Origin of the sequence: Arenibacter algicola (assembly GCF_018860365.1) — a bacterium.
In the GTDB taxonomy this organism is placed as follows: Bacteria; Bacteroidota; Bacteroidia; order Flavobacteriales; family Flavobacteriaceae; genus Arenibacter; species Arenibacter algicola_B.
In genome coordinates this window covers 204320-217912 of record NZ_JAHKPO010000013.1, presented here as the reverse complement: position 1 = coordinate 217912, position 13593 = coordinate 204320, and the positions used below count along the sequence as shown (strand labels likewise).

The 13593-nt window shown below is 38.8% G+C and carries 15 protein-coding genes; 8 read left to right on the top strand and 7 right to left on the bottom strand.

All coding sequences use genetic code 11. The features are described 5' to 3' along the window. The first annotated feature begins 205 nt into the window (after positions 1 to 205). Both KO529_RS09645 and KO529_RS09640 read left to right on the top strand, forming a co-directional pair. Positions 206 to 940, top strand: a complete 735-nt coding sequence (locus KO529_RS09645; protein WP_072859978.1) for a LytR/AlgR family response regulator transcription factor — start codon at positions 206 to 208, stop codon at positions 938 to 940. A gap of 9 nt (positions 941 to 949) precedes the next feature. Then, positions 950 to 2929 (top strand): tetratricopeptide repeat-containing sensor histidine kinase, encoded by a 1980-nt coding sequence (locus tag KO529_RS09640; RefSeq protein ID WP_215947687.1) that lies wholly within the window; start codon positions 950 to 952, stop codon positions 2927 to 2929. Here the strand turns inward: KO529_RS09640 and KO529_RS09635 are convergent. After that, on the bottom strand, positions 2919 to 3491 hold the full coding sequence (locus KO529_RS09635) for a DUF3109 family protein (RefSeq protein ID WP_215947686.1): 573 nt from the start codon (positions 3489 to 3491) through the stop codon (positions 2919 to 2921). The two genes, KO529_RS09640 and KO529_RS09635, sit on opposite strands and share 11 nt — an antisense overlap. A 151-nt stretch (positions 3492 to 3642) precedes the next feature. Here KO529_RS09635 and KO529_RS09630 point away from each other — a divergent pair, with 151 nt between their 5' ends. Both KO529_RS09630 and KO529_RS09625 read left to right on the top strand, forming a co-directional pair. Next, positions 3643 to 4221, top strand: coding sequence for a MarC family protein (locus tag KO529_RS09630; RefSeq protein ID WP_111622910.1), 579 nt, complete (start codon positions 3643 to 3645; stop codon positions 4219 to 4221). 20 nt (positions 4222 to 4241) lie between these two features. Beyond that, a complete protein-coding gene (locus tag KO529_RS09625; protein ID WP_215947685.1) occupies positions 4242 to 4445 on the top strand; it encodes a hypothetical protein in 204 nt (67 codons plus the stop codon). On the opposite strand, the gene KO529_RS09620 is transcribed toward KO529_RS09625, so the two are convergent. The 4 genes from KO529_RS09620 to KO529_RS09605 all read right to left on the bottom strand — a co-directional run bounded on the left by KO529_RS09620 (position 4442) and on the right by KO529_RS09605 (position 8087). Beyond that, positions 4442 to 6067 carry a S41 family peptidase gene (locus KO529_RS09620; protein WP_215947684.1) on the bottom strand — a complete coding sequence of 542 codons (1626 nt, stop codon included), beginning with the start codon at positions 6065 to 6067 and terminating at the stop codon, positions 4442 to 4444. The two genes, KO529_RS09625 and KO529_RS09620, sit on opposite strands and share 4 nt — an antisense overlap. A gap of 14 nt (positions 6068 to 6081) precedes the next feature. After that, complete coding sequence (locus KO529_RS09615; protein ID WP_215947683.1) at positions 6082 to 6516, bottom strand: deoxycytidylate deaminase; 435 nt, start codon at positions 6514 to 6516, stop codon at positions 6082 to 6084. Positions 6517 to 6727: 211 nt separating this feature from the next. After that, complete coding sequence (locus KO529_RS09610; protein WP_215947682.1) at positions 6728 to 7312, bottom strand: HupE/UreJ family protein; 585 nt, start codon at positions 7310 to 7312, stop codon at positions 6728 to 6730. A gap of 37 nt (positions 7313 to 7349) precedes the next feature. Further along, a complete protein-coding gene (locus tag KO529_RS09605; protein WP_215947681.1) occupies positions 7350 to 8087 on the bottom strand; it encodes a TerB family tellurite resistance protein in 738 nt (245 codons plus the stop codon). A gap of 137 nt (positions 8088 to 8224) precedes the next feature. On the opposite strand from KO529_RS09605, the gene KO529_RS09600 reads away from it, so the two are divergent. From KO529_RS09600 to KO529_RS09590, 3 genes are all read left to right on the top strand, one after another. After that, positions 8225 to 8635: a BrxA/BrxB family bacilliredoxin gene (locus KO529_RS09600; RefSeq protein WP_215947680.1), complete on the top strand. Its 411-nt coding sequence runs from the start codon at positions 8225 to 8227 to the stop codon at positions 8633 to 8635. Between the two features lie 81 nt (positions 8636 to 8716). Further along, positions 8717 to 9454 carry a lysophospholipid acyltransferase family protein gene (locus tag KO529_RS09595; protein ID WP_215947679.1) on the top strand — a complete coding sequence of 246 codons (738 nt, stop codon included), beginning with the start codon at positions 8717 to 8719 and terminating at the stop codon, positions 9452 to 9454. Next, positions 9451 to 10107 (top strand): HD domain-containing protein, encoded by a 657-nt coding sequence (locus tag KO529_RS09590; RefSeq protein WP_215947678.1) that lies wholly within the window; start codon positions 9451 to 9453, stop codon positions 10105 to 10107. The genes KO529_RS09595 and KO529_RS09590 overlap by 4 nt, the downstream gene beginning before the upstream one ends. Before the next feature lie 110 nt (positions 10108 to 10217). On the opposite strand, the gene KO529_RS09585 is transcribed toward KO529_RS09590, so the two are convergent. Further along, positions 10218 to 11291, bottom strand: a complete 1074-nt coding sequence (locus tag KO529_RS09585; RefSeq protein WP_215947677.1) for a PA0069 family radical SAM protein — start codon at positions 11289 to 11291, stop codon at positions 10218 to 10220. 161 nt (positions 11292 to 11452) lie between these two features. Here KO529_RS09585 and KO529_RS09580 point away from each other — a divergent pair, with 161 nt between their 5' ends. Continuing rightward, the gene (locus KO529_RS09580; protein ID WP_215947676.1) at positions 11453 to 11965 is read left to right on the top strand and encodes a hypothetical protein; all 513 of its coding nucleotides are present in this window, start codon (positions 11453 to 11455) and stop codon (positions 11963 to 11965) included. Positions 11966 to 12007: 42 nt separating this feature from the next. Here the strand turns inward: KO529_RS09580 and KO529_RS09575 are convergent, their stop codons facing one another. After that, entirely contained in the window at positions 12008 to 13573 is a 1566-nt protein-coding gene (locus KO529_RS09575; protein WP_252734364.1) for a hypothetical protein, read from the bottom strand. Positions 13574 to 13593: the final 20 nt, after the last annotated feature.

Genomic DNA, 13593 nt, shown 5'->3' with positions numbered 1-13593 from the left:
AAAATTTCCTGTATAAATGACATTGGACAAATTCAAGATGCCTATATTTCTATTCAACATAAAAACTATAAGACTAAGCCCATCTTTCCCCAAAGGCCCAATCTTAATCCAATAACCACCAACTATACTCAATTCAATTCCATTGACACAAAATATTAAAAGCTTAACCAACAATATTTCTAATTTTGAGTATCTTTCCTATACTATGTTAGAAGCAGTTTTAGTAGACGACGAAATTAAAGCCCTACAGAGTCTTTCTTGGGAGCTGACCAACTTTAGTGATGAAATTAAAGTGGTCGCCTCCTTCACAGATCCTTTTGAGGCGTTAAAATATTTGGAACAATACCCTCCGGATTGTTTGTTCCTGGATATAGAAATGCCCACAATGGACGGATTTCAATTTATTCAGAAATTACAGAACAAGGAATTTCCAGTGGTCATTACCACTGCCTATAACCAATATGCGATAAAAGCCTTAAAGAACGAGGCAATAGATTATCTTCTAAAACCAATAGATACGGATGATTTAAATGCCACCATCGCAAAAATAAAAAAGTTCAACAGCAAAAATTATACTGCGGAAAAGCTGGAGAAAATATTGTTGAAATTCAATTCGGATTCACTTCAAAAAAAGATAACTATAAATACAGACGGGAAATTATTATTTTTACAAAGTGATGAAATCCTTTTTGCAGAATCAGATGGTAATTACAGTACCTTGTTTTTAAGTGACGGACAAAAAATTTTGCTCACTAAAAAATTGAAGGAGGTAAATCAGATACTGCCCAAGGATACTTTTTTTAGAATTCACAATTCCTTTATCATCAACCTTAATAAAATAAAGGAATTTCTTAAAACAGACGGTTACGTAATTTTACAATCCAACCATAAAATACCTGTTTCAAGACAAAAAAAGTCCGACTTTCTAGATTTAATATGATCTATCATTATGAATTTTCCCTCCTTAATTACTTGTATCTTTGGTCGACTTCCATTCTTAAATATAGGTAGTTTCTTTTTTTTTTTAATTTTTACCACCCTTTCCCTTTCCCCGGCCAATGCGCAGGAAGTTTCAGAAGAATTTAAAAGGATAACGGACAGCCTTATAAAGGCTTCCCCGGTAACCTATCAGGAATTGGATTCCATATTAAAGCCCAAAAGAAGTGATACTACTTACATGCGCTTTTTTGATATGGAGTCTGCCAGAAAAAAATACTTAATAGGACAGTCTTACGCCTTAAACCAGCTTGGGAGAAAATACAGGGATATTTCCAATTATTCCAAGGCCGTTGCACTCCATGAAAAGGCATTGCAGGCTGCCGTGGACGCCAACAACCTAGAATTCCGGGTATACAGTTTAAATATGTTGGGCGTAGTTTATAGGAGGAGCGATGCTATTAAAATAGCTTTGGATTACAATCAGGAAGCTTTGGAATTGGCGGAGTCTGAGGAAAATCCTTCCGACGGTCTAAAACGAAGCATAAACGTTTCCCTAAACAGCATAGGCAACCTATATTCCATCCTGAAACAATACGATATAGCCATTGCACAATTTAAGAAGTCGATGGCATTGGAAAAGGAGCTTGGAAATAAGTTGGGCCTTGCCATTAACTATCAAAATATTGGGGAATGCCTGGAATACAAGGGTGAATTGGAAGAGGCACTACATTACTACAGAACCTCCTTGGATTACAATAATGAAATTGATAGCGATAAGGGCAGGGTTATTTGTAAAAATAGTATTGCCCAGATCTACATAAAGCAAAACAAATTAACACAGGCATTGGAAATTCTTGAACCCAACCTGTTGGCTGCAGAAACCTTGGGGGACATGTCTATCATAGCTGCCATAAATATCAACATTGGCTGGGCACTGATGGAGTTAAAACAATATACAGAATCGGAAAAATACCTCGTGACCGGATTGGAAATGTCCAAAAAACATCATTTGCCGAGTTATATTGCCCATGCGTATAATTACCTATCCAAATTATATACCTACGAAGGGGAATACCAAAATGCCTTGGAGTACTACCAAATGGCGGAAAAATTTAACGAAGAAATTAATAGTGAGGTCAATCGCCGTTATATCAACGATTTGATCATAAAATATGAAACCGAAAAAAAAACCAATCAAATAGAGGCCTTGGCCAGGGAAAACGAATTCATGAACCTACGGCTACGCAAGAAAACAAATACCTTGATCATTGGAGCATTGGGGATGGCCCTTTTAACCTTTATACTTTACATACTATATAGACAGAAAGAGCTAAAAAATGAAAAACAGATCCTAACGTTGGAGCAAAGTATGTTGCGCAGCCAGATGAACCCACATTTTTTGTTCAATTCCCTAAATTCAATTAAACTATATATCATTAATAATGAAAAGAAGAATGCGGTACATTATCTTAATAAATTTTCCAAGTTGGTCCGCAAAATTCTTGAAGCTTCCTCATTAAAAGAAATATCCCTGGCCGATGAACTGGAGACCATCGACCTATACATGAACATTGAAAATATTAGATTTTCGCACGAGATAAATTTTACAGTACGGGTAGACGAATCCATTGATGAGCATACGGTTAAGATACCTTCGTTAATTCTACAACCATTTCTGGAAAATGCGCTCTGGCACGGGCTTTCCTCAAAAGAAGGAGAAAAAAAGATCCATTTGCACGTAAGCCGGGAAAATGAGAAATTCATTCAAATAAGCATCACCGATAACGGTGTTGGGAGGGAGGCCTCCGAAAGAATAAAGGAAAGCAAGATTTTAAAGCGAAAATCCATAGGCATCGATATTACCAAGGAAAGATTGGCCAATTTCTCCAAAGACTTCGAAAATTCCTTTCAGGTAGAAATAATAGACTTGTATGATTCCAATAATGTGGCCTTGGGCACCAAAGTGGTACTACACATCCCTACCCATTAGTATGCTCTAATGCAATTTGCTCCAATTCTGCATACCATTTTTTTCCAAACTTGCGAATCAAGGCCTCCTTTACAAATTTGTAAATTGGCACCTTAAGCTCATTGCCCAAGGAACATGCAGGGTCACAAATTTCCCATTTATGATAATTCACTGCTGTAAGTTCCGAATACTCGCGTACGCGTATGGGGTATAAATGACAGGAAACAGGCTTTTTCCATTTGGTAGCGCCTTGATTATATGCCTCTTCCAGGCCGCATTTTGTAATTCCTTTGTCATCAAAAACAACATAAGCACATTCACTGCCATTCACCAAGGGCGTTTCCCATTCACCATCCTCTCCGCGAATAAAGGCTCCCTGCTTTTCTATTTCAGCAATACCTTCGGGCCGTAAAAACGGTTTTACCTTGCTATAGATGTCCACCAAAATCTCCGTTTCCTTATCTTCAAGGGGAGCTCCGGCTTCACCATCAACACAACACGCCCCTTTACAGGCACTTAAATTACAAACGAAATCGTTCTCAATAATTTCCTCCGATACTATTGTTTTTCCCAGTTGGAACATACCATTTTATTAGGCAACAAATATAATTCTTTAAGGGATATATTTTCCTTTAAATAAATCCAAATACCCCTAATTAAACGTAAATTTGCCGCGTCTTAGCGAGAAAAGGCGAAACACGTATGTTAGAAACTAGGATTATATTTTTTTGATTATGGAATTCAATTTTAATTTTCGGGAAATAGTTACTGCCAGTATGGTTCTTTTTGCAGTAATAGATATAATAGGGAGCATCCCCATCATCATATCCCTAAGGAACAAAGTAGGACATATCCAATCTGGGAAAGCGTCTGTTGTTTCGGCCTGTATAATGGTGGCCTTTTTGTTTGTTGGGGAGGAAATTCTAAATCTAATAGGGATCGATGTCAACTCTTTTGCCGTCGCCGGGTCTTTTGTAATCTTCTTTTTGGCCATAGAAATGATTTTGGGAATTACCTTGTACAGGGACGATCAACCCGAAAGCGCCTCCATAGTACCTATTGCATTCCCCTTAATTGCCGGTGCCGGTACAGTAACCACCTTACTTTCATTAAGGGCCGAATACTACGTGGAGAATATCATTGTTGCCATAGTTATAAATGTTATTTTTGTATACTTTGTACTGAAGTCCTCTAGAAGAATAGAGCATATTTTAGGCAAAAACGGACTTAATGTAATCCGAAAAATATTTGGTGTTATTCTTTTGGCCATCGCTGTGAAGCTATTTACCTCTAATATCAACCAGTTATTTTAATCTTTTAAGCAATCGATCAGATGAACAAAATTGTAATAGTAATACTTATTGTACTTGGATTGGGCCTAATAGCCTATAATGTAACCTTGGTGGATTTTAAGAATCCTTTTCAAGGAAATAGCATAATTGCCTTAATAGGAATATTGGCCGCCCTATGTGCCATAGTACTTTTACTGATTTATAGTACTTCTAAAAAAATCCAGAAAAAAATTGAGCAGGATTAGTTAGTGGCTTCAATTTTATCCGCTCCCTGTTGCCTAATAGTTGGTTTATCCAATTCCAGCACCTTCTTCAACATATCATCCCCGCCACTTTTTATTTTGGCATAGACATTGGGATCGAACAATTGTTCTGCCAAGGTGGCCTTAATATATAGTTTTATCTTATCCTCGAAAGCATAGAAATCCAACTTAATATTTCTAGCCAGACAATAATCTATAAAGACCTCGAAAAGGATATCATCTACCCTAAAGTTATTTATAAATTCTTCCTTGGAATACCCTTTATACTGGGCCCTGTTGCCATCCAAATGCTCAAATACAAAATAGGACAGGAAGCCCAAACTTTCCATGCTCTCAAAATACTCCGATTCATTGGAGCCAATGGGCACAAATACATCAGGGATAATACCTCCACCACCATAGACCACCTTGCCATTTGGAGTCTTAAACTTTAGCGAATCGGCCACTTTAATACTGTCTACCGAAATCAGTTCCCCGTTATGGAAGCGATCGGTAAATTTCTGATAATAATCCTTGTTCCCCTTGTCGTAAGATTTCTGAATGGAACGTCCAGTGGGGGTATAATATCGGGATACGGTTAAGCGTACGGCAGAACCGTCCCCTAAATCCATTTCGCGCTGCACCAGACCCTTGCCAAAGGACCTACGCCCAACAATAGTGCCTATATCATTATCCTGTAAGGATCCGGCTATGATCTCGCTGGCAGAGGCGGAACGCTCATTAATTAATACGTACACCGGCTTATCCTCAAAATCGCCCTTCTTGGTGGCAAAGACCTTATCTATCTTGCCCTTTTTGTTTTTGGTGAATAATATCAATTTTCCGTCGGCCAGAAATTCATCTGCCATTTGTTCGGCAATCCCCAGATATCCGCCAGGGTTATCCCTAAGATCCAAGGTTAATTTCTTTGCCCCTTGGGCCTCCAATTTCCTTAAGGCCGCCTTAAATTCTTTATAAGTTGATTCGGCAAAACGATTTACTTTGATATAGCCCATATCCTTGGTGAGCATATAGTAGGCCTCTACACTTTTTATGGGAACCACATCCCTTTTGATATTTACACTGAAGGTCCTATTGTCGTCCTTCCTATATACCTGTAATCTTACCGGGGATCCCTTTTTGCCCTTTAGCTTTTCAACAACCAGATTATTGGGGATATTCTCTCCGAACAAAGTATCGTTATCCGCCATTAATATCCTGTCTCCAGCTTGCAGGCCCTTAAGAAAACTTGGCCCGTCCTCGATAGTCCTAATTACGGAAATAGTATCTTTATACATATAGAAATTAACGCCTATCCCCACAAAATCACCTTTCATATTCTCGGAGACCTTATCCATCTCCTGCTTCGGGATGTAGACTGAATGTGGATCCAATTTCTCCAAAATATTGTTTACAGTGACATCTACAATACTATCCGTATTGATGTCATCTACATACTCGTAATCTATATAATCTATTAGTCTATTAAGTTTGTCCTTTTTAGAATTGGTAGTGAAAAGCTTCTCAGGAGAATCATTGAAATTCAATTTTCCACCCACGAATATACCCGCGGCCAAAGCCAGGGCAATTATTGTAGGCCATATGTAGGAATTTTTTCTTTTCATGATTCAAATGGCATTTACACGTTCACAATGCTGGGCATGTGTACGAGCTGCACTCCGGCTTTTTCAAGAAATTGCAACCCAGAGTTATCTTTATAAGCTGTCTGATATACTACACGTTTTATGCCAGACTGATGTATTAATTTACTACATTCCTTGCAAGGAGACAATGTTATATACAAGGTGGCACCCTCGCAGGACTGAGTGGAAGAGGCTACTTTGGATATGGCATTGGCTTCGGCATGAAGAACATACCATTTGGTATATCCTTCTTCATCCTCGCAAATATTTTCAAATCCGGTTGGAGTCCCATTGTAACCGTCAGAAATTATCATCCTATCCTTCACGATTATTGCCCCTACCTGCTTGCGTTTGCAAAAGGAGAGTTTGCCCCATTCACTGGCCATTCGCAAGTACGCCTTATCGTACTTTTCCTGTTTACGTTCCTTCATCCGTTGATTTTTCCCATTAATTCATGAGCCTATTTCCCTTTTAAAATGTCTCTAGACCCCTTAGTGGCCAACCCAATGGTTTGCTTATGCAAAGGTAAGGGAACTTTTTATTGAAAATATTAGCGAATTGGGAATAAAATAACTTTTCCTTACCAAGATAGCCGCTACCCATAACCCATACAATCCTAAAAGGTTAAGATTTAGCTAAACTCTACCATGGAAACGTTGCAAACAACATAGGTATTGTAATAATTAGGATAATAATCGACATTACCTGAGTAAAAAGCGTTTGTTTCACCGCAAATAAAGATCTTACAATATAATTGGCGCACAATACCGCCAGTAGAATTAATATTTGGGAAAATTCTATCCCGGTCGCAAAACCCAATAAGGGGGAGATTTTTTCCTCTTCCTCGGCCATCAACATCTTAAAGTAATTGGAGAACCCAAAACCATGAACTAGGCCAAAAAATCCGGTTGCTACACTATAAAGGACCATATCCCTATGTTCTGCGGGTTTATTGGCATGGAATAGATTGTGTATGGCAGTAAAGAAAATAGTAATAGGAATAAGAAACTCTATCAACCCAACGTCAACTAGCAATATCCCATACACCGAAAGAGCAAGGGAAGCGCAATGGGCAATTGTAAAAATAGTGGCAAGCACCAATATTTTTTTCCAGTGTGCAAAGGTAAATGGAACTGCTAGGGCTGCCAAGAACAAAATATGGTCATAAGCATCCAAATCCAAAACATGCTCCAATCCCATCTGAATGTAAAACCAAAAATTCCCCATAGTCCAGAATAAAATTTAGATTTATTTAATTAGTGTCTTAAAGACCTCTTTCTTGTTGAATAATCTCGTAGGCTTTCTGCACTTCCTTGAACTTCTCCTCGGCCCCTTTTTTAATAGCTTCGTTTTCGGTATTTACCCTATCCGGATGATACTTTTTGGCCATGGTCCTATAGGCCTTTTTAACTTCCTCGTCGGTCACCGATTTTTCAATTTCCAATATTTTGTAGGCATTATCGGCCGATTTGATGAACATGGCCTTAATACTTTCAAAATCGATATGGCTCACCCTGAAATATCCTGCTATTTCCGAAATTTTATCGATTTCCGCTTGGCGCAAAGTGCCATCCGCTTGGGCTATTCCAAACAAAAAATGCAATAATTGAAGCCTTACCTCATATCTAGTACGCTGATTTAGATAGTTGCATATACGTTCTGCAGAGACTTCCCTTTTTTTAACAACCTCATTAAAGGTCCTAAAAATGGCATTGGCCTTATCCTTGCCATAGGTGCTGACAAAATATCGCCTCACATAATCCATTTCGGTCTGGCTAACGGAACCATCGGCCTTTATGACAATGGAACAAAGGGAGAGCAAATTGATCTCAAAATCTGCCGGAGATACATTCTGCTGTGTAATATCCCTAAAAACAGAACGGCCTCCCCCACTGCCAGAGCTTTTCAAATTATCGAAAAAGCTACCAATAATAAATCCCAGTATAGCCCCAGGGAACCTAAAGACATAATACCCCAATATTGCGGCAAACCATTTAATCATCTTTATTTCAAATTTTGGCAAAGATATAATTTTAAGGTACAATAGAAGGTTTAATGAAAAGTTAAGGTATTTAGTTAGGATGCCCTAAAATGGTTATCTTTGAAAACTTTATCAATAATCGAATAAAAATATATACTATGTATCCTGCAGAATTAGTAAAACCTATGAGACAAGACCTAGCAGTAGCGGGTTTTGAAGAACTATATACAGCCGATGCGGTTGAAAGTGCCCTTAGTAAGGAAGGAACTACCTTGGTAGTGGTCAATTCGGTTTGCGGTTGTGCCGCTGCCAATGCAAGACCTGCAGCCAAAATGAGCCTTCAGAATTCAAAAAAGCCAAACCATTTGGTGACCGTTTTTGCCGGTGTAGACACTGAGGCTGTGAATGCCGCAAGGAATGCAATGGTTCCTTTCCCACCATCTTCGCCCAGTATGGCATTGTTCAAGGACGGGGAACTGGTACATATGATAGAACGTCATCATATTGAAGGTAGGCCTGCAGAGGTAATTGCAGAGAATTTAATGGAAGCTTACAATGAATTTTGTTAATGTGGTATTACCCCATTAATATTCAGTAAATATTCTTGAATGAAACCGCTTTGTAAAAGAGCGGTTTTTTATTTTTGTAGCATGCAAAAAGTATTGGCATTTCCCTTGTCGGCCCTTTATCTCATATTATTTGGGTTAACATTGCTTGTGTTCCATCCCGTTCAATGGGTTTGCTTCAATTGGTTCGGCTATAACGCCCACAGAAAAAGTGTGGCCCTGTTGAACCTCTGCCTGCTGCGCTGTACCCATGTGCTTGGCACCCGTTATACCTTTAACAATCCACAAAATATACCAACAGATAGACCGGCCATTATTGTGCTCAACCATCAAAGTATGCATGATATTCCCCCTATTATTTGGCACATGCGAAAACATCACCCCAAATTTGTGAGTAAGATGGAATTGGGCAAAGGAATACCAAGCGTGTCTTATAACCTTAGGCATGGCGGTTCGGTACTCATAAATAGAAAGGATAGTAGGCAGTCCTTAACCGAAATAGCAAAATTGGGGAGTTATATTGAAAAGCATAAACGTTCAGCCGTAATATTCCCTGAGGGCACCAGAAGTAAGACCGGACAACCCAAAAAATTCCACACCACCGGATTAAAGGTTCTTCTAAAAAAGGCACCTTCCGCTCTAATTATCCCAATTAGCATCAACAATTCCTGGAAAATGTTGAAATATGGTAAATTTCCCTATGGACTTTGTAACCATATTACTTTCCAGGTGCACAAACCAATGGAAAATACCGGAGATTCGGAGGTGCTCATTGAAAAAGTTGAAAAAACCATAACCCAGGCCATAACTCCATCCGCATGACCAATACGCAGATTATAGAAGAAACTATTGCTTTCGTGAAAGAAACGCTGAAGGGAGCTGAAGGTGGGCATGATTGGTTTCATATCCAACGGGTCTTTAAGAATACCCTTCTTATAGCCAAAGATGAAAAGGTAGATGTGCTTGTAGTTAGTTTGGGGGCACTGCTGCACGATATTGCAGATGCAAAGTTTAATGGAGGGGACGAAACCGTTGGGCCAAAAATGGCATATGAATTCCTAACCTCCTTAGGGGTAGATAAAAAGATAGTGGACCATGTGGTAAAAATTATTGAAAACATCTCCTATAAATCCAGCTTGGACTCAAAAACGCTTTTTACTTCCAAAGAACTGCAGGTGGTACAGGATGCCGATCGTTTAGATGCCATTGGCGCCATTGGAATTGCCCGTGCCTTTAACTATGGCGGATTTAAGAACAGGGAACTTTATAACCCCGAAATTGCTCCCAACCTACAAATGACCAAGGAGGAGTACAAAAAATCCAAGGCACCTTCTATAAATCATTTTTATGAAAAATTACTTCTCTTAAAAGACAAGATGAATACGGAATCTGGCAAGAAACTAGCTGAAAAAAGGCACCAATTCATGTTGGAATATCTAGAGCAATTCTATAAGGAATGGAACGGTAATGCCTAATTTTTCTGACAAATACCTTTCAGTATATTTTTAATCGACTATTTATACGGCTTTGATCCAAACAAATCCTTGTATCCAATGTAATCCTCGGGATAAACAAAGCCGATGTACTAAAATAACTTTAACTGACCTCCCTTATAGCTTTCATAAAGGCCTGCATTAAGATTTGGAAAGACTTTGTCCTTAAAATATTTTTGTCGCGCCAAATGAGCCATATCCTTAATTTGCTGTGCAATTTTGCCTTCGCCTCTATTACGTATACCAAATCGACTGTCGTTTAGGGAACCTCCATGGCAGTCCGCTATCTGCTGCAATACTTTATTGGCCCTGTCGGGCAATGTCTTTCTTATCCAATCCTCAAATATTTGGCCTATGGCACCATTAAGCCTAACCACGGTGAACCCAAAGGAAAGAGCCCCTGCATCAGAAACGGCTTTGGCCAAATTAAGAATTTCATGACTGTTTATCCCAGGTATAATAGGGGCCAACATTGCATTTACGGGAATATGATTTTCGGACAAATGGCGGATGGTCTCCAAACGCTTTTTAATAGTAGCGGTCCTAGGCTCCAAGATGCGCCGGGTTTCTTCGGACAAGGAGGTTACAGAAATATTTACCCCTATCAAATTATCCGCCGCCAATTGAGTCAGGATATCCAAATCTCTTAATACCAGCACATTTTTGGTAATAATGCCTACCGGATGCCGGTATTTTAGAAACACTTCCAAACAAGCCCTGGTAATCCTGAATTGATGTTCTGCCGGTTGGTAACAGTCCGTATTGCCCGATAGGACAATGGTAGCAGCCTTCCAACTTCGGCTTTTCAATTTAGCCTCCAATAAGGCCGGCGCGTCCTTTTTGACCAAAATCTTGCGTTCAAAATCGAGTCCAGCACTATAACCCCAATATTCATGGGTATTTCTAGCATAACAATAAATACATCCATGTTCGCAACCCTGATAAGGATTCAGGGAATAATTCATGCCCACATCGGGACTATCTACTTTGTTTACAATCGTCTTTGGAAAGATGGGAAGGTACTGGGTCTTGTTACGATCCGATATTTCCCCTTCAATACGGCAGAATTCCAAAAAATCGTCCCTTAATTCATTGGAGAATTCGGCAAACCTATTGTTCGTATTTTGTTGGGCACCACGACCCTTGATATAATTATTTGGTTTCAAAATAAATGGATTTATTCCAAATTTATGGAATTTATCCAATTACTGACTCAAAAAACGTTAATTTATACACTTCGAAATGGAATTTAATCCTCCAAGACATTTTTAATAATAATCGTTGAATCTATCTAAATAACTATATTGTTGTCATAAATTTTGTGCAGATGAAACCTAGATCAACCAGATTTATAATAGTATTATTTATTTCCACCTGTTATAATTTATTTGCCCAACAAGAAAAGGATGTGGACGATGGCACCAATTTTACCATTGAAGAAGCCCAAGCTATTATTGATAAATACAACTTATTGGAAGGAAGCATTATATTGCACCCACGGGATTCCATAAATTCCTCCTTGATGGACACAAATCCTGAATTGGCCAAAAGCCTTTCCCAACCACCTTTGATGCCCATGACCAAAGCCGAATTTGAAAAGTCAGTCGCAGAATTGGCCGCTTACCAGCAATCAGAAAAAGGACAGATAGCAAAAAAGATTGGTGATTTTTATAGAAAACTCGGATCCACTGAACCTACCGGAGAACAACTGGATAGTTTATACTTGGGCATAGATAAGGAATACGGAACAGATTATTGGCAACAGGTTAGAGGCCCCTTGCCCCCTGGCGCAAAGCGTTACTCCAGTTTTGACAATAAACCAATGACCCTGGAACCATAGTATATTAAGATATTCGGGATGGCAACCCTGATCCTAGGGTCTTTATGGGGTGTTGATCTCTACTTTTACCAATTGTTTTTTAGATCCCCTTTTGGCATAATAAAGCATATTACTGTTTTCCTTGTCTATTAACGGCATGGAAACCATTAACGGAAGGCGTGCTTCGTGATCATCTATTACCTTTTCATAGCTTATCTTCCCCTCCTTGTCCAATTGGATCATAAATACATTTCTGTTACGGCTTAGGCCTTGCTTAAACACTAGCCTTTCACCACTTAACAATTGTGGATTTTCTGATGCCGTGCTGATCAAATAATAAGTATTGTCACCATTGGCACAAGAACTGTATGACGCGTACGCACCATCTCCCTGGGTCACCTCCGACTTATTAATATTTCTTGCCCATATGATATCTCCTTCCGAATTTAATTTGGCACTGACAATATCGTTGTAATGAAACCTTTCTATTTTTACCCGGGAACCGGTTGGGTCCTGCTGCACACTGGAGGTAACAAAATATTCCTCCGCATTAAAAAGAATGGAATTATCCTCGGTAATGCTGACATTCTTAAAGACCAAATTTTTGATTTCCGTATCGCCTTCCCTACCAAACTTGTCGTCCATAAACTGTTGTGAAAACGCATTGTATTTCTTTGCCTTGATGCCTAAGGAGTTCCTATCCAGTTCAAAATAGGCCAAACCATTATATCTATTATCCTTTCTATCTGCATAAAATCCAACGCAGATTAATTTATCGTTTACAATAATGGGTTTTAGGGCTTCAGAAAATTTACCAGGGTCATCAAAAGTCTTTGTAATGGCCCCATTCTTGGCAACCTTCAATAATTCGTATTGAAATTTACGTTCCGTAGCCGCGAAACGCTTCTTTTTATAATACGCCTTACCAACCAGATAGACTTGGTTTAAATCTTTTGAAGTAACCATGTTTTCAAAGGCGTAGTTCTTTTCTTCTATTTCTGCGGAAAAATCATATTCTATAAGTTTGTTTAAGCTGCTGTTAAAGAGATATACAAAATGTTTTTCCTCTTTTCCTTTTTTATAATGGGTACTGATAGCGATAGCGGATTTGTCCTCATTAAGAAAAGCCGTAGTAGTAAAACCTGATGAAAAATTCCTTCTATAGTAATTATGGTCCAAAGGATCATTTACTTGCTGGGAGGGTATGGAAAGAATGGTCTCCTCTACAAAATTAAAATTGTCTATTGGACTTCTGTGCACTACATAATCATAGGCACCCTTGCCAAGATTATAATCCAAGAACAAGATATTAAGTTGTCCGTTCTTTACAAAGGCATTAACAAAGTCGAGGCCCTTTAGCTTGTAATTATACTCCCCTACCAGTTCCAAATCCTTATTGTAATGTTCAATATAATACCCTTTGGGCTTCAGGATTATACCGGTGTAATAGGATCGTACCAAAATAGAACCTCCCATTCCGTCATCCGAAATTTCCAGCAGGTTTGAATATTTATACCTATCGTTATATTTTTCCCCGAAACTATATTTAACAGGCAATTGCTGGGCCTGAGTCAGGAAAAAGAAGGACAAAAACAAACATGGTAATACAAGATTTTTCCCAATATTCATAACAAGCTATTTAGGGTATC

Excerpts from the sequence above, each read along its gene's own strand:
- KO529_RS09635 (WP_215947686.1), bottom strand. The coding sequence starts at position 3,491 with ATGTTCCAACTGGGAAAAACAATAGTATCGGAGGAAATTATTGAGAAC.
- KO529_RS09620 (WP_215947684.1), bottom strand. The coding sequence starts at position 6,067 with ATGAAAAGAAAAAATTCCTACATATGGCCTACAATAATTGCCCTGGCT.
- KO529_RS09615 (WP_215947683.1), bottom strand. The coding sequence starts at position 6,516 with ATGAAGGAACGTAAACAGGAAAAGTACGATAAGGCGTACTTGCGAATG.
- KO529_RS09640 (WP_215947687.1), top strand. The coding sequence starts at position 950 with ATGAATTTTCCCTCCTTAATTACTTGTATCTTTGGTCGACTTCCATTC.
- KO529_RS09590 (WP_215947678.1), top strand. The coding sequence starts at position 9,451 with ATGACCAATACGCAGATTATAGAAGAAACTATTGCTTTCGTGAAAGAA.
- KO529_RS09625 (WP_215947685.1), top strand. The coding sequence starts at position 4,242 with ATGAACAAAATTGTAATAGTAATACTTATTGTACTTGGATTGGGCCTA.
- KO529_RS09580 (WP_215947676.1), top strand. The coding sequence starts at position 11,453 with ATGAAACCTAGATCAACCAGATTTATAATAGTATTATTTATTTCCACC.
- KO529_RS09610 (WP_215947682.1), bottom strand. The coding sequence starts at position 7,312 with ATGGGGAATTTTTGGTTTTACATTCAGATGGGATTGGAGCATGTTTTG.
- KO529_RS09645 (WP_072859978.1), top strand. The coding sequence starts at position 206 with ATGTTAGAAGCAGTTTTAGTAGACGACGAAATTAAAGCCCTACAGAGT.
- KO529_RS09605 (WP_215947681.1), bottom strand. The coding sequence starts at position 8,087 with ATGATTAAATGGTTTGCCGCAATATTGGGGTATTATGTCTTTAGGTTC.
- KO529_RS09575 (WP_252734364.1), bottom strand. The coding sequence starts at position 13,573 with ATGAATATTGGGAAAAATCTTGTATTACCATGTTTGTTTTTGTCCTTC.
- KO529_RS09600 (WP_215947680.1), top strand. The coding sequence starts at position 8,225 with ATGTATCCTGCAGAATTAGTAAAACCTATGAGACAAGACCTAGCAGTA.
- KO529_RS09595 (WP_215947679.1), top strand. The coding sequence starts at position 8,717 with ATGCAAAAAGTATTGGCATTTCCCTTGTCGGCCCTTTATCTCATATTA.
- KO529_RS09630 (WP_111622910.1), top strand. The coding sequence starts at position 3,643 with ATGGAATTCAATTTTAATTTTCGGGAAATAGTTACTGCCAGTATGGTT.